Consider the following 21,036-nt stretch of genomic DNA (forward strand, 5'->3'; position numbering starts at 1 on the left):
AAATTAAGGAAAGTTACATGCCGATCATGCCACATTTGAAGCCCGAAAACTACGTGTCCCGTGATGGTTGCGGTTTACATACTCTGGGTATGTCGTTTCAATCCGCGCCCCCGCACGGGGGGCGACTTATACGGATTATTTGTTTTCGTCAACAAAAGTTGTTTCAATCCGCGCCCCCGCACGGGGGGCGACCATTTTCGAAAAGTTACCACTTGCGGAAATTATAGTTTCAATCCGCGCCCCCGCACGGGGGGCGACCTCTTTTTTGCTCGTCACGGTGGCGGATAGGGCAGTTTCAATCCGCGCCCCCGCACGGGGGGCGACGCAACTGGCTCGTCGGAATCAGCAAAACGAGAAATGCAGTTTCAATCCGCGCCCCCGCACGGGGGGCGACTTGATTACTCTTTCTTGGTAGTCCCGTCAGGAGTTGTTTCAATCCGCGCCCCCGCACGGGGGGCGACTGCGCAGGTCGTTTCTGGACAATCGTTCGTCCTGGTTTCAATCCGCGCCCCCGCACGGGGGGCGACATAGCACCAAGGCCGAGGATGTGCAGCGGCTCATGTTTCAATCCGCGCCCCCGCACGGGGGGCGACCGGTACAGGACGTTTTTGTGTGCCATGGCACAATGTTTCAATCCGCGCCCCCGCACGGGGGGCGACGAGCATGATGACTACTTGCAAATCATCATGCGGGTTTCAATCCGCGCCCCCGCACGGGGGGCGACCGCCTTCTTGGCGCGACAATATGTCTTTATTTGCGTGTTTCAATCCGCGCCCCCGCACGGGGGGCGACATCATATCTGAGGGAGACAATAAATGACTACAGAGTTTCAATCCGCGCCCCCGCACGGGGGGCGACCTATTCTCATAAAATCATCGACCAGAATGGGATTGTTTCAATCCGCGCCCCCGCACGGGGGGCGACGTGTCCATGATGGTGGCCCAAGCTGTGTCTGGGAGGTTTCAATCCGCGCCCCCGCACGGGGGGCGACTTTATTCATCGACGGATGGCGAAGCATGGTACATGTTTCAATCCGCGCCCCCGCACGGGGGGCGACCAGCAATATGCTGACTTTGTCGATCAAATGGAAAGTTTCAATCCGCGCCCCCGCACGGGGGGCGACTGATCAAGGCGGATGCTCCATCTTCCGCCTTTACGTTTCAATCCGCGCCCCCGCACGGGGGGCGACCTTCGACTCAATTTTCAACCTCAAATTGGCGTCGTTTCAATCCGCGCCCCCGCACGGGGGGCGACGAGCGATGTAATTGATGTAATGGTGTTTGGAGTGTTTCAATCCGCGCCCCCGCACGGGGGGCGACCAGGTCGGTACAAAAATGCTCCTGTACCGTGCAGTTTCAATCCGCGCCCCCGCACGGGGGGCGACCCTTGCGGCGGACAGCCTCTGATACGACATCAGACGTTTCAATCCGCGCCCCCGCACGGGGGGCGACGTCGGACGGGATTGGCTTGGACGACAAAAAATGGTTTCAATCCGCGCCCCCGCACGGGGGGCGACGAGGGATTTATGGACTGGCCCAGTACATCACTTGTTTCAATCCGCGCCCCCGCACGGGGGGCGACATTAGTCAATTCATGGAGGATTCGACATACAACGGTTTCAATCCGCGCCCCCGCACGGGGGGCGACTCAATGGACTCCGTTATCGTATCACTGGCGGACAGTTTCAATCCGCGCCCCCGCACGGGGGGCGACTAGAATTGTTCAATTGCTCTGGCGTCCCAATAAGTTTCAATCCGCGCCCCCGCACGGGGGGCGACTCAAGCTACTCTTGATGATTTCAACGTTGAGACGTTTCAATCCGCGCCCCCGCACGGGGGGCGACCCGTCCAGCTAATACCTATCCAGCCAGACAGGCGTTTCAATCCGCGCCCCCGCACGGGGGGCGACCATGAGCCGCGGCTGGCCGTTCATATCGAAGCGGTTTCAATCCGCGCCCCCGCACGGGGGGCGACGATTGTTTCCTTCCAGTTTATTATATTTTCGCAAGTTTCAATCCGCGCCCCCGCACGGGGGGCGACTCTTCGCCATCGTTGGTCGTCCATGCCATGACGTGTTTCAATCCGCGCCCCCGCACGGGGGGCGACCCCCCTTCGAGATCACACCGTCACCAGGGAGGAGTTTCAATCCGCGCCCCCGCACGGGGGGCGACGACATCTTGCAAATTATCATGCTCACTTACCTCGTTTCAATCCGCGCCCCCGCACGGGGGGCGACCACAAAAAAGTCATTTGCATCACCATATCCAGGTGTTTCAATCCGCGCCCCCGCACGGGGGGCGACCGTTCAAAAACGTTACTTGGATTCGACCGAAAATGTTTCAATCCGCGCCCCCGCACGGGGGGCGACAAGCTGTTATCAACGGGAAGCGGTATGATACTGAGTTTCAATCCGCGCCCCCGCACGGGGGGCGACACACCGTTGGGTGGAAATGAGGTGGCGGGGGGGGTTTCAATCCGCGCCCCCGCACGGGGGGCGACTAATCCCATCATTTTGCATCAAATAATCATGTAAGTTTCAATCCGCGCCCCCGCACGGGGGGCGACTTATGGTACGCAAAATGTTATATTGCGTGCAAAAGTTTCAATCCGCGCCCCCGCACGGGGGGCGACTCCAGCAAGGATGATTAATGCTCAACTTCAATTGTTTCAATCCGCGCCCCCGCACGGGGGGCGACTTTTCGCTTATGCATCCATTCTTGGATGCAAAGGCGTTTCAATCCGCGCCCCCGCACGGGGGGCGACCGCCTGGACTGCCGCCAGGGCCGCACAATTAGTGTTTCAATCCGCGCCCCCGCACGGGGGGCGACATCGGTACGCGAATCCCTTCAGTCTTAATGATCTGTTTCAATCCGCGCCCCCGCACGGGGGGCGACGATTCGGCGGCCTTCTGAGAGACAAATATATAGGTTTCAATCCGCGCCCCCGCACGGGGGGCGACGCTTCCAGGGCCATCCGTTTTTTTGCCTCCACCTGTTTCAATCCGCGCCCCCGCACGGGGGGCGACCCGTAAGGTCTTGGCTGTGATCAATACCCTTGCGTTTCAATCCGCGCCCCCGCACGGGGGGCGACCAGAGATCAAGGAGCACTTCCCCCGGTCTTGTTGTTTCAATCCGCGCCCCCGCACGGGGGGCGACTAGACCTTGATACCAAATCGGCCCTCTGTTGCAAGTTTCAATCCGCGCCCCCGCACGGGGGGCGACCGTCCAACCGTAGGGAGGACGCCACCGTGGGTGGGTTTCAATCCGCGCCCCCGCACGGGGGGCGACCCGTTGCTGCTTCCATTACCGCTTCCATGCTCTCGTTTCAATCCGCGCCCCCGCACGGGGGGCGACTTTCCCATGGGGCGAGGGGGATCTTGCCGATCACGTTTCAATCCGCGCCCCCGCACGGGGGGCGACTTTGGATCGCGCCATGTGGCGCGCTGTGCCTGGCGTTTCAATCCGCGCCCCCGCACGGGGGGCGACAAGCAGATTGCGGCAAGCGACCTGCGTGTTTACGTTTCAATCCGCGCCCCCGCACGGGGGGCGACAATCTTTGATCACATTGACGCAATGTTTTGATATGTTTCAATCCGCGCCCCCGCACGGGGGGCGACACGAGCTGGCGCATAGGTACAGCTTATCCTGGCGTTTCAATCCGCGCCCCCGCACGGGGGGCGACGACCGATCGACTGGCAAGTACGATTGATCATCCAAGTTTCAATCCGCGCCCCCGCACGGGGGGCGACATGCCGTGGCGGGCAAATCCGGGTGCCATGGGAGTTTCAATCCGCGCCCCCGCACGGGGGGCGACCAGTTATTTGAATACGCCAGTATCTCTTTACAGGTTTCAATCCGCGCCCCCGCACGGGGGGCGACTAGGACCGGGCAGTCCGTTCAAGGTCCGCGACGGTTTCAATCCGCGCCCCCGCACGGGGGGCGACGGCGGGATTGCCGCCAAGACCGGTCACGACATTTGTTTCAATCCGCGCCCCCGCACGGGGGGCGACAAGGGTCTCGCCAAGGCCGTCACCTACGATGGCGTTTCAATCCGCGCCCCCGCACGGGGGGCGACCTGGCCAAGCTGGCCGAAAGGAGGTTCGCTGAGGGTTTCAATCCGCGCCCCCGCACGGGGGGCGACCTTTTCCAGTCCGCCTTGCCGGTGGTGACAAACTGTTTCAATCCGCGCCCCCGCACGGGGGGCGACGATAGGAGTGACAGGTCAACGTGCCGCTGCCGTAGTTTCAATCCGCGCCCCCGCACGGGGGGCGACATCCAGGCCGACCCGGATCCAATTCGAGGTAAATGTTTCAATCCGCGCCCCCGCACGGGGGGCGACTGCCTTAAATCGTATCAATAGTCGTGAGGAAGCGGTTTCAATCCGCGCCCCCGCACGGGGGGCGACCAGGGTGAGTGTGGTCTTTTCTCACCAAGAGTGGGTTTCAATCCGCGCCCCCGCACGGGGGGCGACTCCATTACTTTATTTTCTTTTTTTGGATCTTGCGTTTCAATCCGCGCCCCCGCACGGGGGGCGACCGCCTGGGGCAGGACGTCGTCCGGGTGGACGAGGTTTCAATCCGCGCCCCCGCACGGGGGGCGACCATTGATGTTGGCGTCGTTGCCAGGACAGACGTGTTTCAATCCGCGCCCCCGCACGGGGGGCGACCATCGAAGGAGAGGCTGAAAGGGCAAAAGCAAAGGTTTCAATCCGCGCCCCCGCACGGGGGGCGACTACATGTTGCGGTTAATGTCGGGGTAAATTCTGCGTTTCAATCCGCGCCCCCGCACGGGGGGCGACGTTCTCCGACCGCGGAGAGCCTTCCCGCAAGAGGTTTCAATCCGCGCCCCCGCACGGGGGGCGACTAGTCATTTATTGTCTCTCTCAGATATGATAGAGGTTTCAATCCGCGCCCCCGCACGGGGGGCGACTCTCCCTGCCGCGTCACGGCGGCAGGTCAATCCTGTTTCAATCCGCGCCCCCGCACGGGGGGCGACCTTCCTGGCGCGACATTTGATAAAAAAACAAAAGTTTCAATCCGCGCCCCCGCACGGGGGGCGACTGCTCCATTGTAACTACAATGGAATGAAAAACATTTCAAGGCTATTTGCGCGAACCCTTGATAATGAGGTGATTGTTGTAGCGAAAATTTTTCCTTATTATTTATTATCAATCAGATACGATAAACATAAAGATGATGTGCAATATGTACGCTAATGGTTCGCGACGAGTCATGCTTATACGATCAGAGGACCCTCAATATTGAATGAGGGTTTTGCACCAATATGCTCAACGCGAGATTCCCAGTTATTACCAAGATTATAGAAACGGAGGCTGTCTTTTTTGGGATTGATCAATTTTGTCAGGTCATTTTTCAGTGTCACATACTGAGCTGGGTCTACTTTGCACTCAAAAACAGAGTTTTGGACACGTTGTCCGTAGTCGAGACACTTTTTTGCCACGTGTCGTAGGCGTCGTTGGCCGCCAACATCTGAAGTGGAGACATCGTAGGCGATAAGCAAATACATTTTGTGTTTCCTATTTCCAGAGGAAGGCGGGATAGAGGTCCAAATCACCACGGAGATGACGGGCAAGAAGCCGGGCCTGAATGTGTGGCAAGAGACCGACTTCCATTTTTTCATTGAGAAATGGATGCGTCAGTGATTCGCGCTTGCGTTCCTGCCAGGCGACCAGAACCTTTTTACGAGCCTCATCTTTGAGCAAAACGGCTCCGTTTTCATGGTGGTCAAAATCGTTGGCGGTTATCTGTTTGCGATTGAACAGTCCGAGAACCAATCGATCTGCCAGAAAAGGGCGAAACTCTTCCATCAAATCGAGTGCCAGGGAGGGACGACCGGGTCGATCCCTATGTAGAAATCCTACGGCGGCGTCCAATCCACAAGCCTCCAGGGCAGAACGACAGTCATGGGCGAGGAGGGAGTAGGAGAATGATAGCAATGCGTTGACCGGATCACGTGGTGGACGACGGTTGCGTCCATTCAAAACAAGGGTGGGATCCTCTGTCGTCAACATATGGGAAAAAGCCCCAAAATAAACGACAGCCGCATCTCCCTCGATTCCGATCAGTGATTCCCGATCTTCTGTACGCTCGGCACTGCCAACGGATTGTTTCAGAAGCTTGACGGCGTCCTGGATGTGATCATTCCCCAATCCATTCGGACGATCTCGCAGCGTCCGTTGCAATGAAGATCGGGAATTTGCGATTTTGGCAAGGATGAACTGTCGCGCAATGAGCAACGAAGCGTCACTCCGATCGGCACGACGATATTGCTCTCGCCGAAGCAAGACATTTCCCGGAGTAAACCCACTGACAGCCGCCAGAAAACGACCATGGGGGGTGCAGAAAGACAAGGTTACCCCCGATTCGGCGCAGGCAGCCATAAGATGCGAAGATGCCGAAATATCCCATCCCAGGCAGAGGATTCCATCGAGATTGTGCAGGGGAGCACGCAGTAACACTTCCCCATTCAATCGAACTTCGACGGTCTCTCCCGACTTGCCAAGCCACGATCCCTCACGAGTGACAAACAGAGTGTTCAGATAGTGTGTCATGGGTCATGATCCAACATGTGACGCAAACCCTTCCGAAACCAAAGAGAAGCCTGTTCCTCTCGCCCCTCCCGACGGGGAAGACACAATTCCAACAGCGAACAGGCACGACAACGTTTGGCAAGATACCGCTCCGGTGGGGTCACCCCTTCGAAAAAGAGTTTTTTGACCCCATTGATGGCAACAAGGGTGGTGTTACGCAATTCGGCGGAAATGGTTACCGGAAGGCGATGCCGGGTCTCGCCATAAAAAAGCGTCCCCTCGGTGATGGAAATTCCCAGCATCTCCTCCAAACACAAAACCTGGGCGCAAAGTTGTACCGTATCGGCCTCATGAACCTTTGGCCGCCCCCGTTTGTATTCGATGGGAATCACGGCACTCCAAGGTCCACGTCGCGACCGTCCCAATGGTATCCATTCGACGCAATCACATTGGCCACCGATTCCCAACTTTTCCGAGAACACAGGCATGCCGTGACGGAGGATGACGCCGGGACGGCGTTCCACCGTTTGTTCATGGACACGTTCGTGAAGTACGCCACCTTCCGCCGTCCAACGATTTTCAGCCCAAAGCCGCTCCAGATGGATCAATGCACATTGGCGCGGGCAAAACAGAAAATGTTGCAGGGCTGAAATGGGAACATTCGTTCCCATTTCATCATTGCTGCCCATGGATCTACAACCGACGCACCAAGGTCACCTTGCCATTCTCGGTGACCTGCAGACGGTCGCCGACATGGATTTTTTCCTCCAAAGGCTTGCCATCCAGAAGAATCTGATAGTCGGAGAAGGAACGAGACGGTCTGTCGGCAGCCAAACGTTCCGGATTCGCCACCACCGTCACACGGTCAAACAACACATGGGCAGGCGCGTTGCCCATGGGGGTCTCGTGCCGAAAGATCAGTAGTGCCCGAGGTGTCATTTCACCGCGCGCCGCCGAGCGATCATGCTCGAACATTTCTTCCAGGGATTGCCAGAGCAATTCGACGTCGGCATCGGAAAAACCTGTCTGCGCCGCCAGGGGAGCACTGACAAATCCATGGGTCCGATACAAACCATAGGGAATGGTGAATTTTCGTCCCATGGTACGGTTGTCGCCACCTTGCTTTTCTGCCTCTTCCTTGGTGGTGACCGCCATACGGGTGATGCTGTGTTCCGCAGTGATGACCGGATCGATGCTCCGTCCGAAGGTGAATTGCACCGGACCACGTACTTGACCGCAGTTGACTCCGGTGGTCATGACCGCTCCAAAAGCGCGTACATCATAAAAGTTCCCGCACATCCATCTTTTGGCCTTTTCGACATCGTCACCACCACCCTTGCGTTTTCCCTTCTCGCCCTCCAGAGGAAACCCGCAGGCGATATAGGCCCGTTCATGTTGCTGGTTCAAAATGGCCTTTTCACGTACATAGATTTCATATCCCTGGGGATTTTCTTTCCCACCCTGACTGTGATCGATACCATGGGACAGCTGGACATAGTTGCGAATTTTGCGTTTGAGACAGACATCGGTCACCAGTCCATGACCGGTTTCGGCATCCACTCGGGGCAGATTGCCAGCGTCCGGATCACCGTTGGGATTGCCGTCGCGGACGTCGAAAAGATAGATGAAATCATATCTGTTATTCATTCATTGCTCCCTTGTTTCGCTTCATTGCGGGTAAAAAATGATTGACGTTGATGGTAATAGCCGATGGCAAAGGCTCCCTGTTCCTCAAGAGACAAACTTTTTGGTATCTTGTCGATACCGTTCATGATTTCCTGGATCAATCGTTCACGATTGATTTTGGCGCCAGGATTCAATTTGGCCAGGTGGTGTTGATAGGTTCGCAACAACCTTGGCATGACCGCTCCCGGCGTGGCGGAAGCGGCGCCAAAGAAACGGTCGCGTATGGTGGCATTGATCCCGGGAAGGGCCTCTTCCTGGGTTTTTTCCAGGGCGGCAAAGAGACGTCCCATGCGGTAAGAGGGTTCGGTACGTTCGGAATCGAGACTCACAGGTGGTTCTCCTTGGTAATGAGCGGATCGAGTCAGCCAAGCCTTCAGCATGGCCGCACGACAATAATTGATCACACGATCGGCACGAATGCGGCGGATCAGGGCGGCGGCCAGAGCGTTGGGATAGGGACCTCCTCCAAGAATGGCACGCAACAGGGCGCCGCCCAACAAGGGAGGAATATCCTTTGTATCACGCACGGTTTCCCGCAAGATTCTCCAGACGGGAATGAACTCGGGGTCAGGATGTTTGCTGTCAGGACCGTGCTGTACCGCAATTTTCAGTGCGGAATAATGGTCGCGAAGACACTCTATGAAAGAGCCAAGCGTCGAAACGTTCCAAAAACGGACAGACATGCGTCCGGCGTTGGGTGAGAGTCCCAACAGGTAGAACGGGGTCATCGGGTCGTCTCCGATGACGTTCAAATTGCCGCTGCCATGCCGCAGGGCCATCAGAAACCCTTCCATATGACGAAGGGTCTCGACATCCTGTGCGTCATCTTGTCGGTTTCCTCCCGCGCCATCGGTAAAGAAACCGGCCAGCAGATCTTCGCTAACGGTTTTCTGTCCTGTCCACAGGGCCACCGTGTCTCCTGCCAGGGAAAAACGATGCCGTCCCTTTCGCGGTCCATCCAGAAGGGCATTGATGGCCGTGCAGTAGCGAAAGGCCGCATGTTGTGACACCGGTGCGTTGAAACTTTGTTCCTTGGCATAGGAGGTGAAGGTTTCGTCGTTGAACGAAACCAGGGGGGCCCCGGCAGACTGGGTTCCGTGGACCCCCTTGATTTTGGGTTCGTGCAGGCGCGCCATGGACTGATCGGGCAAACCGCTGATCAGACACATCCCCCGGACATTTTCCTTGTCGCCCTCTTCAGGAACCGATCCCGGCAGATTTCGGCGCCACCATGCCTGAATGATCGGGCGGTCGTGAACATATTCCAGCGCCCCCTGGAGTCGAAAGACGCCAAAACCGGTGTTCAATTCCGCCAGATGAGGAAAGTCAACGCCACGTTCGGGACTCCAGGATTCCAGAAAGCGACAGACGGCGGAAAATCCCGGATCGGCAATCTGTTGTTCAAGTTCCAGATGGTGTTTGCGAAACGCCGCGAAACAGGCCCGGGTCCGTTCCGGTTTGTCCTTGGTGTCATAACCCAGAAGATATGTTGCATTGTTCCAGAGAAAACCGGGATGAATGCCGCTGCCGGATGGTTTGGCCTGTCCCGGAACAATCCGCGGTTTTGCGGTCATGGCCTGTTTGCTTTTGCCATTTTTCAAGGGAATCGTGATCTCTTCACGCTCATCCTGGATGGAGTTCAGTGTTCCGTCCTCGGTCAGGATGACGGAAAAAGTCAATTTTTGCTGGCTGAACCCCGGTTCGGCCACCCCATATTCCGGTTCGCGGGCCAGCCGGTCATAAAGATGATACAAGGATTGCAGAATCATCGTCCGTACTCCTGGCAGGGGGTCGCCAGGCATGCGGCCAGATCGATGACACCATCCACCATGTGGGCACGGAAAAATCGTGGGACGCACCGTTCGGTGCAGCAATGCCGCCATCCCTGATCCTTCCGTGCGTCATGGACCAGGTCGTGAAGCATGAAGCCCAGATCTTTCGAACCTTTTAATTCCTCGGGCAATTCATTGGTCCAGGCTTCGAATTCTCCCGGTTGTGCCGGACGAACGTGGGCAGAAAACTCCCGGCATCCCAGGTAGGGACGATGAAAACAGGATCCCTGTTGCAACCGTCGGCGTGCCGTATCCAGGTGTTTGGCGACCGGTTCGGCAGAAAGATCGCCGTTGCGTTCCCGTGGATCCAGCACTTCAATGTGCGCTTCGATGCCGTAACGAACATCCGTCAAGATCAACCCTGCCCGCTGCTGGCGATTGTCTTCAATAGTAATTCCCAGGTGAACCTTGCCACCCCCCATGGCCTGTTTGATCTTGGGGATGGAAACCTTGTGTGGATCCCCCACTTCGTTGCGGCGTATGTTGGTGAAACGGATCGGACGCAAAACCCGGATGCGGTCCACAACCCAACGCATCTGCGGCTTCCAGTAGATCGCCTCCAGAATACCCCGGGCCCCGGATGGCGTCATGACATCGTAGGAAACCCGCTCCACCTTCATTTCCGGTCGCGTCCAACAGGCATAATCGCCCCAGACAACCAGTTGCACTCCATAATTCATGGCCTGGATGCCTCCTTCTTCCAGTTGTTTTCCCTAACCGATCAATCGCGCCGGATCGATGGGTCCCTTGACACTATTTTTCAAACCTGTAAATGCGTCATAGTCATGTCCCGGATGCGTCAGAATGAAAAACCGACCGTGCAACGGTTCCGGGTCGATCATCGCATGTTGAATCATCTGGGCGAACTCCCACTCGGGAACGGTGACAATATAACGTTGTAACGTGCGACTGGCCTTCGCAATGAATTCCCTGGCAGGTTTTTGAATCTTTCTCAATGTTTCCACAAGAGTTTCTGACCGATCATCCCAGGGGATGATGATCGGACGTTGTCCGTCGTCAATAAGGCGAAAACGTTCGGCAGCGGTTTTGAATTGGAAGGGAAACAGGGATTCCGGGCAACTGCCCAGTTTGAACAGTTGCATGATGTCTCCCTTGTCCCAGTCATGAGTGCCCTGAGCATTCCAATAATGGAGGCGAAAATAATGGTCGATGGCCTTCAAACCAAGAGGGTCGTTGCCATATTGGGGCAGTTCGATGATTTCACGGGTCAAATCCGCGGTTTTCCGTTGTTCTCCTGCCGGGATGTGTTGTTTTTCATGCGGTACGAAGATGAACAGGTTGCCGGTTCTGGCACGGCCTTCGCGATTGCATCGCCCCGCGGCCTGCACCAAGGAAGGGAGGGAAGCCATGGCGCGCCAGATCACGGGAAAATCCAGATCGACCCCTGCTTCCACCAATTGGGTGGAAACCACCCGGCACTCCTGTTCTGCTTTGAGCCGCGCTCGAATTTCATTCAAGACGGTGGTTCGATGCTGGGGACACATGCGGGCACTCAGATGCAGGCAATGATCGGAAACCTTGTCCAGGACATCGAACAATTCCCGGGCATGACGGCGGGTATTGACAATGATCATCCCCTGTTTGACGCCAGCCAGTTGTCCAGCCAGATCGTGGTCCGTCACCGGTTGCGTGCAATAATGGACCTGAACCCTTTTGAGGGCGGTGAACAATGTTTCAGGGTTGGAAACAAGTTCCCGCATGTCCACCAGGCCAATGGGAAAATCGGAACGCCGTCCCAGGGCGGGTTGGGTCGCGGTGCAGGAAACCACCGAGCACCCATAGCGGGCAGTCAATTCTTTCAGAACTTCGAGCGCGGGTCGCAACAAGGTGACGGGCAGGGACTGGGACTCGTCGAGGATGATCACCGAGCCGGCGATGCGATGCAGTTTGCGGCAACGCCCGGGACGATGGGCGAACAGCGATTCAAAAAACTGAACATTCGTGGTCACGATTACGGGTGCGTCCCAGTTTTCCGCGGATAAACGGGTATGTTGTGTCTTTGGATCGTCCACATCCAGGTTGGCATGATGTTCCAAGACGATTTCAGGTCCCAAAGCGGCCAATGCCTCCCGAAACCGATCAGCGGTTTGTTCGATGATGCTGGTAAAGGGAATGACATAGATGACCCGGCGCAAGTCATGGTGGGCGGCATGACGAAGGGCAAACGAAAGTGAGGAAAATGTTTTTCCGCCACCGGTGGGAACGGTCAGGGAAAAGAATCCCGTTTCGTCTTCCGCTCTGGCACGGCAGGCGCGGAGAACATCATGACGATGGCGATGTACCTGGGTTTCTGCCTCCGGAAACCTCGCCGCCAGCCATTCATCAAGAGTCTTCGACAATCGCGCCATCCCCGGTCCTTCGCTGGGACGTTGCGCTGCCTTGTCGGGAGACATGAAGCGTTCCGTGGCCAGGAAATCGGCATCGGTAAGACAGGAAAAAAGCATGCGAATGAACAATGCCGCAGCAAATCCATCCCGTGGCAGGGGAAAAGATTTTGCGGAAAATTGCATGATCTTAAGAACTTCGCCAGGGGCACATGATCGCCATTCCTGATCGATGGTTTTGCGCAACCTGTATTTGAGGGCCGATTCCGAAGATTGAGAATCCCAATCCGCAAGACCCGCATGATGACCGGCGACAACATAGGCCAGAATCAGTCCCAGAGGTCCAAGCATCTCCACCGCATAGTGTGCCCCGGCAGTGGAATGATCGACTCGTCCCAGGTCCGAGGCATGACAGTCCGGATCGGTTGCCCTGTGCAGGTAGGTTTGAAAGGCCTGAGTGAATTTGCCCAGGTCATGCCATCGTCCGGCAATACCGCCAATTTTACGGGCAAAAGTTCGCAGTTCGGTCCTGTGTTCCGGAAACATCCGTTCCGCAAACACTGCCGTCATGGCTTCGACCTGGTTGGCGTGTCCATGGGGATGTTCCCACAAGGGGTCGTCTATATATCTTTTATCTTCAGATTCTGCCGTCCGTCGATGTGCAATATGAATTATCATTGATTTTAATAATCATTTTCTGTTGATGTTGCGTAATGCTATCAAGAATGATAGTATCAATCAAGGATCATTTGGAAAATGAATCGTTTCATAGTGCATGAAATAGGCGCGATGAAAATCAATGATCAGAACTGGAACGCGACGAATGATCAACTGTTATGATGATTTTTTTTCGAGACCGGTTTGTCCGGGCCATCATCATCCTGGGAAAACCACTGGGAGAATAGATCGAGAAGGGGAATATCGCTGCTTTCTTCGAGGATTGCGCCAAAATGCAATGCCAGCCAGTTTTCTTCCAGGGAAAGGGGAAGATGAAAGAATCCTTCACCGATGATCCGATCCCTGAGTGTGGCCATCAAACCTGAATCGCCAAGGTTGCGGGTGATTGTCAGGGCGTCTTCGGAAATCTCGACCCCCTCCATGTTCCCGATTCTTTTTCGCGCCGTTCCGAACAGGTGATCCATCATGCGAATGGAAAAGGAGATCGGCGCGGAATCATGCTGAAATTCCATTCCCGACTTTTGTCCGCCAAACAATTTCAGACGCAATTTGAATGTATCGCCATCAATCCGCATCCATTCCGGAATCATGCGGATCAAGACACGGGTATTTTTGGGTCCAGACAGCAGGAAACCATAATGATCGTCATGAAAAGTCATCTCGACCAGGGACGCATCCTTCATGGAGCGTGCCGCCCGGCGCGCTGCCCGTTCGACAAGTTGTGGCGACATCATGACAACGCCACCCGCTTTCCGGAACCGGATCGGCAGAAACGGTCCCGCCTTCTCCAGTGCCTTCCGGGCGCCAAACAGCAGAATCGACTTGAACAGATTGGTTCCAATCATTTCCACGCTCCATGGCTTCGGCCCCATGGTATCCCAAAGTGTATCTCCATTCGAACGTATCTGCCGCCACAACTCATTGAGTCGCCGGGACCGGGGCCGCGGCGCCGGAAGTTGATCCCGACCATGGATCGGTCGCCTTCAGCAATGATTCCATGGATCCCGTCCAATGACTCGTTGAACGCAGACATTCCTCCAGAATACCTTTTTCCTCCACGATTTTTTTGTCGAATACGTCCAGCGATGAATGCAATTCCTCCACCCGTGGCAATTGCTGTTCGTTGGGTTGTCTGAGTTCGACGATCGTTTGCCCACCACGAAGCCCAAGATCGATCAGCTCATCAATTCTTCCGCGAATCTCCTTCACGGTTTCAGTATCGTTGCCAACCTTTCCCTGGTGATGCTCCAAAAGTTCCGCCACAAGTTCCGCTTCTTCCGCGCTCTTTTGGGCATGCTCCCTGATGTCATCGGTAAAGACGGAAAATCCCCGGGTTGCCTCGTTGCGAAACGCCTCGGCGGAGGCGTGGGTCGTCAACATGTTGATTTGCATCAACCGGTTCTTGAGCGAACGAATCACCTTGACCGTCTCCCGACTGGCGATCAAGGCTTCCCGCGCTTCACGGTCGAGAACGGTGATCTTCTTTTCCGCCTGCCGCAGCAGACCCTCCCGATGATTCAGTTGTTCCTGGAAGCCACGAGCCGTGGCAATGTTGTCCTCGATCATCCTTTGAATGGCGTTCAGATGTTTCCCCATCCCGACGATCCATCCGGATTGTTGCCGCTTCTGGTCGTGAACCACCTGGACCATCTGTTCCATGCGCCGAATCGTCGGCAGAACCCCGCGGATCGTTTCTTCAACCTGTCCCGACAGGGTTCGATACTCCGTCTCCCGGGCCAACGCCCGTCTTTCGTGAATCCGTTCAATGAGAATGCCAAGAAAAAACAAGACCGCAAGCAGAGAAAAAATAATTGAAACCAATATCTTGTAAAAAGAAATCCTGGCAGAGGCGGTATCGGCGACCAGGGTTTGCGACAATCCCTCGATCTGTTCAATCCCATCCTTGATCTTGTTTTCCAGGCGGTTGGTCTCGTCTTCCATGGCCGAAAGGCTCTTGGCAAGCGAAGCCACCTGTCGCGCTTCCTCCTCCTCGATGGCCACATGGTCCCCATTCTTCATCAATTCCGGTTTCATCAGGAATTCATACTGATAGATGCCACGAATCAGGGTGGCGGCAAGATGTTCGAAATCACCATGGAGTTTCTCGATTTCCTTGAGGGTGGTCTTGATGGCATCCACGGCCCGCATCCGCTCGGGATCTCCTTCCCGCTCCAGCCTTCGCTGCGTTATGTTGCGTCCCTCCAACAGGGTATCGCCAATTCTTTTTCCATATTGAATGAATGAATCATTGGCCAGCTCGAATTTTTCCCGATTCCCGATCCTGGCGTTCAAGAGCACTTTGTTGAATTCGATGCCCTGACCCAAATGCTCGCGGGCAGCCACGCCGATGATCCGCGACAAAGGAAGATCCAGTCCTCCCAACCGGTTCAGGGTGTCGGTCCATTCCTCCGCCGCCATCAGGGCAATGGTCAACACCGCCAGCACCGGAAGCGCCACGGCAAAGAATAGAATTTGCAGATGATGGGTAAATCTTAATTTTTCGAGCATGGATGCCAGAAATCCCAGGGTTACCGGAACAAATGGATGATCGCTCCGAGCATGAGCACCGGATAGAGCACGATGGAGGCAATATCGATCCTGTTGGCCATGATCTTGTTGCCATGGATGAAAAAAGAACTGGTAACAACAGTTTCAATAATTGTCAGAAAAATAAGATAGTAGGTCATCATGAAAAAAATATCCGCACGAACCAGATAACCAACATCAATCTTGTTGACATTGTGAAAGGACATGGCCGTCAGCAATGCCAATATGCCTAATGAAAACCGGGAGCCAACATATTCATAGTTGACGAAAAACTGACTGTAGGCCATCAATACCATGACCAGCAGCGGAAGTAATTTGACAGTGTATTGTTCCCAGTTTCTCCGCAACAATATGTGATAATCAAATTGCGAGTGTTCCATCTCGAACAGTTTTTTCTTGTATTTTGGATTCCGATAGCTCCAGATGGTATCCTTCTCTCCGGTGAACTGAAAATGTTTGACGTCGGTCCATGATTTCAGACTTAGATCGTTGCGCAAAAATGAATCATCGGCAATATCGGTCACCAGGATCAGGTCTTCCTTGACCTGCACCTTGGGTTTGATGCGGATTTGCAGTTCCTGTTCGTCGAAGGGATACTCTTGAAGCGGAAAGATTCCTTCCATCTGGGCAGAGACATCATAGGAAATAAAATTAAAATTATTCTCCGGATCAAAATATTTTTCCCGAATCTGCGCTGAAAGAACCTTGCCATAGGTCATTTCAAAATTCAGCTTGGCATTCCAGGTGGGATCCCATCGAAACCAGAGCAGAAAGTCGGCGGTGAATGAACCGCCAATGGGGTCGAAATCTTTGATTTCCTTGACATGGAGTCCGGTGAAGACAACCGTCGTTCTCTTGACGAACCGGCCATTCATCATGAAGGCGTTACTCTTGGCGCCACGCGCCTTGACAAGTTCGGGATACCTGGCATTGCTGAATTGAAAGCGGGCAGGGGCATGGCGACCCTCCTTGACCTGGCCGATCGCGATCCGTTTTCGCGAGGCCCCCTCCTCATTGAAATAAATGGGGCCGGTAATGCTTTCGACCGCATCTTCCTCATCGAGAATCTTGGACAGAACCGTTCGTATCGCCACCCGGTCGGCCCCACCTTTTCTGATCGCATGGGCGAACAGCATGACCGCTTCATAGGCGTGCGTGGCCACCCAGTCGGGATTGGTCTGAAAGGTTTGCACAAAATCATCCTGGTAGCGCTTCGCTTTTTCCCCAAGAAGATTGGGAAGAAATGGGGTGACGGCATAGACATCCTCGGAGTAGATCCCCGCCAGCCTGATAAAATGAGGACCACCAAGGCTTTCCCCGCCAATAAACTCGCATTTCAACCCCTTGTTCTTGATATATTTGATGACGTGTGCCGCGTTGGTATAGTTCATCGCCAGAAAAACGGCGCTCGCCTGTCCGAGCGCGCCCAAACCCCTTTCGAGCGGATCGGGATCAAATTTTTCCGGATTGATGGCAATATCGGCAACCGGTTCCACGGCGTTTATTTTCAATTCTTTTATAAAATAGTCACGCAGTGACTCTCCATACAAATTGCTGGTATTTATTATTGCTATTTTGTTTTGGTCAAGACCATGCAATACATAGTTTGCCAGAAATACCGCCTGATAAAAGTCATCGGGGATCAGACTGAAATTTCCAGGATACAGGGCGGTTACCTTGGGATTGGTCGCCGACGGGGTGATCAACGGTATTTTCAGTGCATCGTAGATCGGACTGGCTTCGAGTGTCGCGTTGCTGAAATAATGGCCAACGACGCCGAGAAGATTTGCATTTCGGGCAAGATGTTCCGCCGCCTTGTGAACGCCTTGATTGTCGGCAAGGTTGCTCTGGTCATCTTCGATGCGGGCTTCAAGGGTGATGGGTCCCAGTTCACCACTCTGGTTGACATGGGTGATCGCCAGTTCCACCCCCCGACGCATCGATATTCCGACCTCCGAGAAGGGTCCCGACATCGGTCCCGCCAGACCAATGAGGAAAATCTGCTTTCTCCCACCGTGGAACAGCGTGCCATAAATCAGGCTTCCCGTCAGAACCACGACCAACAGCAGCAGCAGATAGACCCTCCGTCGGGACCCCTTCATGCGCTTCGCCTCCTCAATGAATGGGGGCGGGGATGTTGAAATCATGCGGCGACGGTGTCACGACCGGGGGGCGGTCAAGGATGCCGCCTCCGTCCTCCGGGTCGAATTCATGGACGGGACCACCTCCCTCCAGGGTGAAACCGTTCACCGATGGCATTGGAACATCATCCGGTTCCACCTCACGGGAAAAATCGCCGCCGCTGCCAATATCCCCAGGGGATCTTTTCGTTCCAAATGGTTCAAGTTCGCCACCTCGCGGTTCGGTCGCCAATACGGACGCCCCCTGGGCATGGGATTCCAGGCCAACGATCAAAACCAACCAGGCCATCACGGTAGCCAGTGACACTGCAATCCGATGAACCGTTTTTTTTTCCATGGAAACCATCACCAGACCGCCCGTGTATCCGGATGGATGCGGTTACCCATCCCATGAAGTTGGTTTCGGATGTTTGCCATCAAACTTGAGCCAAAGCTGAAAGGACACATGGGGAAGGAAGCGAGGAGGGGCCGTTCCCAATCCGGGAAAAAAAAGAAAATGCGCGAATTGCGGTTGACCGGCGGAATTCATTCCCGGAAAATGACCGTGGCGAAGGCGATGCCGTTCAAGGTCCTCTCCCGTGTGGCAGCATCAGAAAGGCATCGCTCCTCGCCATTGACGAAAGTCTGGCTTGATCCATATCCGTTTTTTCCATTGCGGCTTGAAGTGAACCAGGACGAACAAGGTCCGGAAAGGGCTCCTTGACGATGCGCCAGGAGCAGTGAATCGATCTCATGAACCGATCAGGAAACCAGGACGCCATGCGGGCCAAACGACGTCTTTTTCTTTCCTTGACCCTTCTGGTCGTCTGCGGCGCCCTGGGGGCATTGATCTGGACCTCCTTTTCGGGTTCGCTGGTCTATTTCCACACCCCCACGGAAATCCGTGAAACCGGCGCCGCCAAGGCGGGACAGAAGGTACGGATCGGCGGCATGGTCCAGGAGGGTTCGCTCGTCAAGGAACCGGGAACGCTCAAGATTCGCTTTCTTGTCACCGATGGACAGAATACGGTACCCGTCCTTTATGACGGCATGACGCCCGACCTGTTTCGCGAAGGGCAGGGGGTTGTCGTCGAAGGTCCGTGGCGACCGGGCGAGGCATTGATCGCCTCCAGCATCCTGGCCAAACACTCCGAGGATTACATCCCGGTCGAAATGACCCCCGAAGGGATCGCCAAATCCAAGGAATCGCTGCTGCGCTCACTTCAATGACCGTACCGTCCATCCGTTTGACCACGTTGCGGACGTCACCGTCATCTTGTCGTCCCTCCCAGGCAGCCAGGAAAGACCATGTGGATTGAAATCGCCCATTTTGCCACGATCATCGCCCTCCTGCTGCTGCTTGTGCAAACGATCGCTCCCATCGTCGGCGTCGGTCTGGGACGTCCCGTCTGGATTCGGGTGGCTCGCCAGGCATCCTTCACCACGGCTTTTCTTCTGACTCTGGCCATCGTTGGTGTCGTCGTTTCCTTCCTGAATCATGACTTCTCCGTCAAGTACGTCGCAGAGCATGCCTCGCGCAGCTTGCCGCTTTTTTATCTGACGACCGCGCTTTGGGGCGGGCATGAAGGTTCATTGCTGTTTTGGGCCTGGTTGATGGCGCTCTTTTCGGCCCTGGCTGTCGCCTGGCACTGGTCCACCCACCCCCGCTCGATCCCCTGGGTATTGTCGATCCTCGGGGCGTTGGGTTTTGGTTTTCTGGTACTGGTGCTCTTTCTTTCCAGCCCCTTCGAAAGGCTTGCCGAACCCCCGTTCGATGGCCGCGATCTCAACCCGCTGCTCCAGGATCCGGGCATGGTGTTCCACCCACCTTTTCTCTATATGGGTTACGTCGGTTTCGCCATTCCGTTCGCCTTTGCCATCGCCGCCCTGATCAATGGCCGGATCACCGATGAATGGATCCTGGCCACCCGGCGCTGGACCCTTTTTTCATGGGCCATGCTGACTACCGGTATCGTTTTTGGCGCCTATTGGGCCTACTACGAACTGGGCTGGGGGGGCTATTGGGCCTGGGATCCGGTGGAAAACGCCTCCTTCATGCCGTGGCTCGTTGGCACGGCGCTGATCCATTCGGTCATGGTTCAGGAACGGCGCCGCATGTTCAAAACCTGGAATCTGTTCCTGATCATCACCACCTTCGCACTGTCGCTCCTCGGGACCTTCCTGGTCCGATCCGGGGTGCTTTCATCGGTTCATGCCTTCGCCTCCGATCCTGGTCGGGGCGTCACGATTCTCATCTTCATGGCCGTGGTGCTGCTTTTTTCCTTCGGACTTCTTGTTCTGCGCGCCGACCGCCTCCGTGGCGAAGTCCATCTCGAAAGCCCCTTCTCCATGGAAGCCGCCTTTCTCTTCAACAACCTGTTCCTGGTCATCGCCGGATTGACCGTCCTTCTGGGTACCCTGTACCCCCTCGCGGTCGAAACCCTGGGAAACGCCAAGGTCACGGTCGGGGCTCCTTATTATAACAAGGTCTTCATCCCCATCATGTTGGGTATCCTGATTCTCATGGGTTTGGGACCACTGCTCGTCTGGCGCGGCGACAAGGGATCCCGGCTGCTGCGAACTCTGATGCTTCCGGTCGTCAGCGGCATCGCGGGAATGGGCCTGGCCTTTCTGGTCTTCGCCATCGATCATCCCTATGGCGTGGCGACTGTCGGTCTGGCTTTTTTCGTCATTCACGCCCATGGGCTTGATTTCATCCAGGGAATCAGAAAAAGAATGGTCAACGCCAAGGAGGGACCGATCCAGGCGGGAATGACCCTCATTGGCCGCAACAAACGGCGCTACGGCGGCTTCCTCGTCCACTTCGGGGTGTTGATGATGGCGGCAGGCTTCGTCGGTTCCGGATTGTTCCAGGAAGAAAAAAATCTGGTCATGGCCCAGGGGGATTTCGTGGTCATCGGCCCATGGCGGCTTGAGTTCGAAAAACTTGTCGAAATCGAGGGCAACAACTGGAAAGCACAGGAAGCCATCATCCAGGTGAATGGTCCTGCGGGGAAATTAACCCTGCATCCACAAAAGAGGGTCTACCGCGATCACCAGATGCCGACCACCGAGGCGGCCATCTTTTCGGGCCTTCGGGAAGACCTTTATATCGTCCTCGGCGACCCTGTCACCGATACCACCTGGGCGTTCCGGGTCTACCGCAACCCACTGGTTTCGTGGATCTGGAACGGATCGGGTCTCATGGCCCTGGGCATCCTGTGGGCCTTGATGCAGGGGCGTCGTCCGGTGAAAACCAGGGAATAAGTGGAAAAGATCA

14 protein-coding genes and 1 CRISPR repeat array are annotated in these 21,036 nt (G+C 55.6%); of the genes, 3 read left to right on the forward strand and 11 right to left on the reverse strand.

From position 1 onward, the window contains the following. Positions 1 to 94: 94 nt before the first annotated feature. Positions 95 to 5,058: direct repeats of the CRISPR family, unit length 32 nt; unit sequence GTTTCAATCCGCGCCCCCGCACGGGGGGCGAC. Positions 5,059 to 5,233: 175 nt separating this feature from the next. The 11 genes from cas2 to HQL76_10140 all read right to left on the reverse strand — a co-directional run bounded on the left by cas2 (position 5,234) and on the right by HQL76_10140 (position 18,114). After that, the gene (gene cas2 / locus HQL76_10090) at positions 5,234 to 5,524 is read right to left on the reverse strand and encodes a CRISPR-associated endonuclease Cas2 (protein ID MBF0109515.1); all 291 of its coding nucleotides are present in this window, start codon (positions 5,522 to 5,524) and stop codon (positions 5,234 to 5,236) included. 10 nt (positions 5,525 to 5,534) lie between these two features. Then, positions 5,535 to 6,569: a type I-C CRISPR-associated endonuclease Cas1 gene (cas1c, locus tag HQL76_10095; GenBank protein ID MBF0109516.1), complete on the reverse strand. Its 1,035-nt coding sequence runs from the start codon at positions 6,567 to 6,569 to the stop codon at positions 5,535 to 5,537. Further along, positions 6,566 to 7,237, reverse strand: coding sequence for a CRISPR-associated protein Cas4 (gene cas4 / locus HQL76_10100; protein MBF0109517.1), 672 nt, complete (start codon positions 7,235 to 7,237; stop codon positions 6,566 to 6,568). The genes cas1c and cas4 overlap by 4 nt, the downstream gene beginning before the upstream one ends. 4 nt (positions 7,238 to 7,241) lie before the next feature. Then, on the reverse strand, positions 7,242 to 8,195 hold the full coding sequence (cas7c, locus tag HQL76_10105; GenBank protein ID MBF0109518.1) for a type I-C CRISPR-associated protein Cas7/Csd2: 954 nt from the start codon (positions 8,193 to 8,195) through the stop codon (positions 7,242 to 7,244). Next, complete coding sequence (gene cas8c / locus HQL76_10110) at positions 8,192 to 10,003, reverse strand: type I-C CRISPR-associated protein Cas8c/Csd1 (GenBank protein MBF0109519.1); 1,812 nt, start codon at positions 10,001 to 10,003, stop codon at positions 8,192 to 8,194. The genes cas7c and cas8c overlap by 4 nt, the downstream gene beginning before the upstream one ends. Then, positions 10,000 to 10,746: a type I-C CRISPR-associated protein Cas5 gene (gene cas5c, locus HQL76_10115; protein MBF0109520.1), complete on the reverse strand. Its 747-nt coding sequence runs from the start codon at positions 10,744 to 10,746 to the stop codon at positions 10,000 to 10,002. The genes cas8c and cas5c overlap by 4 nt, the downstream gene beginning before the upstream one ends. A gap of 33 nt (positions 10,747 to 10,779) precedes the next feature. Continuing rightward, positions 10,780 to 13,023, reverse strand: coding sequence for a CRISPR-associated helicase Cas3' (gene cas3, locus HQL76_10120; GenBank protein ID MBF0109521.1), 2,244 nt, complete (start codon positions 13,021 to 13,023; stop codon positions 10,780 to 10,782). A 215-nt stretch (positions 13,024 to 13,238) separates the two neighbouring features. Further along, complete coding sequence (locus HQL76_10125) at positions 13,239 to 13,934, reverse strand: hypothetical protein (GenBank protein MBF0109522.1); 696 nt, start codon at positions 13,932 to 13,934, stop codon at positions 13,239 to 13,241. Between the two features lie 73 nt (positions 13,935 to 14,007). Beyond that, the gene (locus HQL76_10130) at positions 14,008 to 15,597 is read right to left on the reverse strand and encodes a hypothetical protein (GenBank protein ID MBF0109523.1); all 1,590 of its coding nucleotides are present in this window, start codon (positions 15,595 to 15,597) and stop codon (positions 14,008 to 14,010) included. 20 nt (positions 15,598 to 15,617) lie between these two features. Continuing rightward, positions 15,618 to 17,738: an ABC transporter substrate-binding protein gene (locus HQL76_10135; GenBank protein ID MBF0109524.1), complete on the reverse strand. Its 2,121-nt coding sequence runs from the start codon at positions 17,736 to 17,738 to the stop codon at positions 15,618 to 15,620. Between the two features lie 13 nt (positions 17,739 to 17,751). Beyond that, positions 17,752 to 18,114: a hypothetical protein gene (locus tag HQL76_10140; protein MBF0109525.1), complete on the reverse strand. Its 363-nt coding sequence runs from the start codon at positions 18,112 to 18,114 to the stop codon at positions 17,752 to 17,754. 69 nt (positions 18,115 to 18,183) lie between these two features. On the opposite strand from HQL76_10140, the gene HQL76_10145 reads away from it, so the two are divergent. From HQL76_10145 to HQL76_10155, 3 genes are all read left to right on the forward strand, one after another. After that, the gene (locus HQL76_10145; protein MBF0109526.1) at positions 18,184 to 18,480 is read left to right on the forward strand and encodes a hypothetical protein; all 297 of its coding nucleotides are present in this window, start codon (positions 18,184 to 18,186) and stop codon (positions 18,478 to 18,480) included. A gap of 29 nt (positions 18,481 to 18,509) precedes the next feature. Then, a complete protein-coding gene (gene ccmE, locus HQL76_10150; GenBank protein MBF0109527.1) occupies positions 18,510 to 18,986 on the forward strand; it encodes a cytochrome c maturation protein CcmE in 477 nt (158 codons plus the stop codon). A 78-nt stretch (positions 18,987 to 19,064) separates the two neighbouring features. Further along, the gene (locus HQL76_10155) at positions 19,065 to 21,023 is read left to right on the forward strand and encodes a heme lyase CcmF/NrfE family subunit (protein ID MBF0109528.1); all 1,959 of its coding nucleotides are present in this window, start codon (positions 19,065 to 19,067) and stop codon (positions 21,021 to 21,023) included. Positions 21,024 to 21,036 lie beyond the last annotated feature (13 nt).

The organism is Magnetococcales bacterium (assembly GCA_015228815.1).
Lineage (GTDB): Bacteria > Pseudomonadota > Magnetococcia > Magnetococcales > UBA8363 > UBA8363.